Annotated in this window: 3 protein-coding genes; 1 reads left to right on the top strand and 2 read right to left on the bottom strand. The window is 55.3% G+C overall.

What is annotated here, in order from left to right; all coding sequences use genetic code 11:
• Positions 1-95: 95 nt before the first annotated feature.
• Both ABYV26_RS22535 and ABYV26_RS22530 read right to left on the bottom strand, forming a co-directional pair.
• Positions 96-884 carry a dienelactone hydrolase family protein gene (locus ABYV26_RS22535; protein WP_372683605.1) on the bottom strand — a complete coding sequence of 263 codons (789 nt, stop codon included), beginning with the start codon at positions 882-884 and terminating at the stop codon, positions 96-98.
• Positions 885-1,265: 381 nt separating this feature from the next.
• The gene (locus ABYV26_RS22530) at positions 1,266-2,717 is read right to left on the bottom strand and encodes an OmpA family protein (protein ID WP_372683604.1); all 1,452 of its coding nucleotides are present in this window, start codon (positions 2,715-2,717) and stop codon (positions 1,266-1,268) included.
• Between the two features lie 499 nt (positions 2,718-3,216).
• On the opposite strand from ABYV26_RS22530, the gene ABYV26_RS22525 reads away from it, so the two are divergent.
• On the top strand, positions 3,217-3,914 hold a 698-nt coding region (locus tag ABYV26_RS22525; protein ID WP_372683603.1), incomplete at its 3' end, for a lytic transglycosylase domain-containing protein.

Below are 3,914 nucleotides of genomic sequence, written 5' to 3'. Positions count from 1 at the left end.
CCGCGGCTTGCCGCGGGGAGAATTCAAAAGCGGCAATGGGAGTGAGCAGCAACGCATTGCCGGTTAGCTGTCCACTGCAATTGGCAGGTGAGGCGCTACATTCCCGCAAACAATTCATCGAAAAAGTAGGTCATGTGCTGCCAAGAGCGCCGGTCCGCCGAGGCGTTGTAAGCCAGGGCAGCCATGCCCCGCTTGTCGGCATCCGGGTTGGTGAAGCTGTGGCGGGTTCCGCCGTAAACGTTCAGCTGCCAGTCGATGGATGAGGCGTTCAAGGCATTGACATAGGCGGTCAATGTCTCTGGCGCGTTCATGGGGTCTTGGGCTCCGTGGCAGATCAGAATTTTGGCTTGGGTTCCTGCGGCCTGCTTGGCTGAGGGTGGAATCAGGGAGCCGTGGAAACTGACCACCCCTTTGAGATCCGCCCCCCCATAGGCCAGCACCTGGACCGTGGCGCCGCCAAAGCAATAGCCGACGGCCGCCATCCGTTGGGTGTCCACACTGGGCTGCTTCTTCAGCACGTCCAATCCTGCCATGGCCCGTTTCAGCCATTGGTCCATATTGGCGTTGATCTCCTTCATCCAGGCGGCAGCCTCGTCCGGGTGTTCGGTGGATTTTCCCTTGCCATACATATCCAGGGCAAAAGCCACATATCCCATCCGGGCCAATTGCTCGGCGCGGGAGCGGACGTAGTCGTTGAGTCCCCACCATTCGTGGACCACCAGAATCCCGGGCGCCTTGCCCGAAACGGCATCATCGTAGGCCAGATACCCTTCCAGGGATACACCGTCGTGCATGTATGAAAGCGGCTGGGAAACCACCTTGGCCGAGGCGGTTCCGGCTGAAAAAATAAGGACGAGCAAAATCAAAAAAAGCGTTCGTTTCATAAAGGTTCCTTTCAACGGGGCAAAGGGTATGATCCGATTTTACGAACGGCGGCCGCCTTTGACCCGGACGGTCTAATTGGTAGAATTAATGAGCGGCTTCACGCTGACAGTGGGAATGGGTGCAACGGCCGCGTCAATCGCGGTGCAACAATGATGGTCGGTAAATGCCGGGTGCGCGTGTCGCCGTTTTCATTGGCCGTACACCTTATTGTTTAATTTAGGTAGGAATTGATAAATATCAAGGTGCCGATGGGTCAGCGGCGGCCAACCATGTGAATGGGTTCAAGGTGGGTGCAAAAAAAACCGACCAGGAACGCGAACGGCTCCTGATCGGTTTGTGGATTTCAGCTATCCTGCCGGTGGTTTGTCACCACCCTGAGTTTAAGGTGTCTGGGAAGGCGTAATCAGCACATCGATCCGTCGGTTCATGGCACGGCCTTCGGTGGTCGTATTGGGGGCCAGCGGCCTGTCCGGTCCATAGCCGGCAGCCCGGATGCGATTGGCCGGCAGGGTCTTGTTGGCCACCAGGTAGGTTTTGACGGCCTCGGCTCGTTTCTGGGACAGCTCCTGATTGGTCTGTGCGGAACCCGTGCTGTCGGTATGCCCCTCGACGGTCACGGTCGGCTGGCCGAATGTCGCGATGGCCTGCTGCACTTTGCTCAGCAGGGTGTAGTTGTCCGGGCTCAGGGTCGCCTGTCCTACCGGGAACTGAATGCCCCGCATGCGAATGACCAACTGGTTGCCCTGTTTGTAGACCTCTGCCTCGTCCGGTCGAAAATAGCGCTGGACCTTATTGAACTGTTCGTTGAAGGCACGTTCGGCGGCGAGTTTATCTTTGGCCGTTTCCTGCGCTTGCGAATAGCCTTTCAAACCGCTAAGCTTCTGTTCAAGACTGGCAATCTGGGCCTGGTAGGCTTGATTGCCCTTTTCAGTAGACTGATTTTTTTGGGTCAGGGATTCAACCGAACTGATCATCCCGTTGAGTTGGCCGTCGATGCGCTGATCTCGCAAATCGCCGGTGTTCATGCTTTCCCCCAGACGGGTAAGCAGACCTTCCACGTAAAGGGCGGATGCTTCTGGCGTCATCCCCTTGAATTTGTTGCCACTTTCGTAGATGCTCATCATCCGCCGGGCCATGAATTCGGCATGGGCAGCCTTCTGGCCGATGGTGTCTGCTTCGTATGGGTTCTGGCCGATATAGGCGTCGGCCTCCTTCAAGGCCTGAAGGGCGTCGTTGTATGCGGTCGGGGCGATTTTGTGGACCCTGGCCTCGTCGGCGTCGGCCATCATCTTGCGCGCATTGCCGATGGCAGTGTCTTTGATGGCCATGATTTCCACATCTCGGAAAGCCGCCTGAACGCCAAGGGCATTTTCCTGCGCGTAGCTCAAATTATCTCTCTCGATAGCCGTGGTGAGCTTCAGGTATTGGTTTTCCACCTTATCATAAGGTTCGCCAAGTTTGTCAGCGCCCACCTTGAGGGCTTTGTCTCTGGCTTTATTGGTTTCACCCAGAATGGTTCGGGAGACCTGGGCGATCTCTTCGGCCTTCTTCAAACTGGCGCTTCCTTGGGCGACATATCCCTGGATATCACTCAGTTTGGCACCTCTGCCCAGGGCCTGGTTGGCTTTCATGAGTGCGGATTGGGCGTCATTGAATAAGCCCGGCGCAAGAACGTCCACCTGATTGGATCGCGCACGGGTCAATTCTGCTTCAAACTGCTTGACCAACTCGCCTGGATTGCCGGTTGGCAGGCTTCCGGTTTGCGGCGTGGCACAGGCGCCTGCAAACGCAAGAACGACACCCAATAACAGAAAATTAAACGCTTTGTTCATCGTGTCCTCCTCTTGGTAATTTGTTGATGCGATTGCCAGTTTTACAGTGAAGCCGATTTAGAAGAGATCGTCAGAGTGGGATAATAATCACGGAATATTACAAGGCAAGAGCGGCTTTGTTTCGGAAAAGAATACATCAAACAGATACCAGCGGCAATAAAAAACATGCTGTTGGCTTAAGGGGGTAGCGGCGCCGCACACATCCGATCTGTTCTTCGACGGCGCTTTATCTAAAGCAAAAGACGAGGTGATATTTGTTTGTCCGACAGAGCCATGAAAACTGAACGGCAAGGCATTTGAAAGGGGCGAATGAATCCTGATCGATAGGCATCGATGTCATATTTTTGCCTGTGGATGAATAGAAATTGACGCGCGGCAGGACGACATTTGAATAAACGATCACCCATCTAATCGTTTTTTAAATCGATTCCATTTTCCTGTTTGTTGGTATAAAAATTGTATCTTCCTTGTTCGGAGAATCAATGCGAACGGAGCAGCCATGGTACAGAAAACCAGCATGACGATCGATGCGTATCTGCGGAATGCGGGACTCAAGCCAGTCGGCGCAACGGGCCGCAAGCAATTCCTTCCCCTGAAAGCCGGCCACAACCCGTCCTTTTCGGCAGAACTCTCATCGGCAAGACCGTCGATCCCAATAGAATCGATAGGGAAAAAAACAGGGCTGACGATTGCGGACTATATGTCTCGGGCTTCCACCCGTGAATCAAACGGCTTCTTCAGGGACTCGAGCAGCCGGGACGGTTCCCTTGACTCCGGTCCCCTGGATCGGTTCAGCCATGCGTTCGTTGCGTCAAATAAAGATCCAGCCCCTCCCGCTTCAGCGTCCCAAGGCCGTTCAACCCGCACCGATACCAGTGCCGCGACTTCTCTGGATGGCGAGGCGTTGATCGCCGACAGCATCAAAAGCGCTGCCCGGCGTTACAACTTGCCGGAGAAACTGATCAGCAGCGTGATTCAGGCCGAATCCAACTTTCAGGTGGATGCCGTATCCCCGGCGGGCGCCCAGGGACTGATGCAGCTCATGCCGGCAACGGCCAGAGAACTGGGTGTAGACGACCCCTTTGATGTCCGGCAGAACGTCGACGGCGGCGCCAGCTATCTTCGGCAGATGCTGGACCGTTTCGGAGGAGATGTAAGACTTGCCCTGGCCGCCTACAATGCAGGCCCGGGGACCGT

Source organism: Desulfosarcina sp., from assembly GCF_041551955.1.
Lineage (GTDB): Bacteria > Desulfobacterota > Desulfobacteria > Desulfobacterales > Desulfosarcinaceae > Desulfosarcina.
This window is presented reverse-complemented; position numbering and strand designations above follow the sequence as displayed.

Bases quoted from the DNA above. Each gene is read 5' to 3' on its own strand.
- ABYV26_RS22535 (WP_372683605.1), bottom strand. From the start codon at position 884: ATGAAACGAACGCTTTTTTTGATTTTGCTCGTCCTTATTTTTTCAGCC.
- ABYV26_RS22530 (WP_372683604.1), bottom strand. From the start codon at position 2,717: ATGAACAAAGCGTTTAATTTTCTGTTATTGGGTGTCGTTCTTGCGTTT.